At 71.5% G+C, this 883-nt stretch carries 1 pseudogene; it reads right to left on the bottom strand.

From position 1 onward, the window contains the following. Nucleotides 1-228: pseudogene (locus D474_RS33735) on the bottom strand (hypothetical protein); the annotation flags it as partial. Between the last annotated feature and the right edge of the window lie 655 nt (nt 229-883).

The following is an 883-nucleotide window of genomic DNA, read 5'->3' as shown; positions in this document are numbered from 1 at the left end:
GGGCGTGTGGCCAGCCACACCGGAGGCCTCGCGCACGCCGGGCACCCGGGAGGCCTTGCGGCGGGCGTAGACAGCGTGCTTGTAGGCCCGCTCGGGGTTCTCGTCGAGCAGGAGGCCCGCGGCGACCACGTGCTTGCCCACGATCTCGGCGAGCGACTTGGGCAGAGAGTTCAGGTCACGCTTGGTCTGCTGGTCCAGCTGCCCGTAGGCGGCCTCGTCGGGCAGCAACGGTGCGGCGTCCGCGGGGTCACGGTTCTCCCGGGGGGCGCGGCTCCGGTCGTTGCGGCCCCGCTCATTTCGGCTCCGGTCGTTGCGGCCCCGGTCGTCACGGCGGTCGTCGCGGCGGAAGTCGCGCCCACCACCCCGGCGGTCATCTCGCCCGCGCCGCTCGTCACGGCCACGGCCACCACCACGGCGGTCGTCCCGGTATCCACCACGCCGGTCTCCGCGGGGCCCGCCCCCGCGGTCGTCACGGTCACGACGGCCACCACGGTCGTCGCGCCTGCCCCCGTGGCCACCCTGCCGGCCACCTCTTCGGTCGCGGGATCCCCGGTACCCGGAGCGGGAGCTGGGCGGTCCGCCGCGCTCCCGGCCGTCGGGGCCACCCGAGCGGTCTTCACCGCGCTCGTCGGCTCCGGAACCCTCGTGGTCTCCCGATCGGCTTTCCTCAGTCATCGAATCCGTCCGTCAACACTCAAAAGCGCTGCCACTTCGACCAGTAGCAGCGCGTCATAGTACTTGGGCTTCCAGCTTACGACATCGTCGCCACCGGCTCGGACGCCGGCGCTGGTCGTGGCCGTGTGCTTGTGCACAGCAGGCGCAGACCTGCAGCACCCTTTCACGTGTTCACAAGTGCAGACACAAAAAAGAGGGGCCCCGCAAA

The organism is Nocardiopsis salina YIM 90010 (assembly GCF_000341025.1).
Lineage (GTDB): Bacteria > Actinomycetota > Actinomycetes > Streptosporangiales > Streptosporangiaceae > Nocardiopsis > Nocardiopsis salina.
Note: the sequence above shows the minus strand (reverse complement) of the source record. Positions and strands in the feature narration are given on the sequence as shown.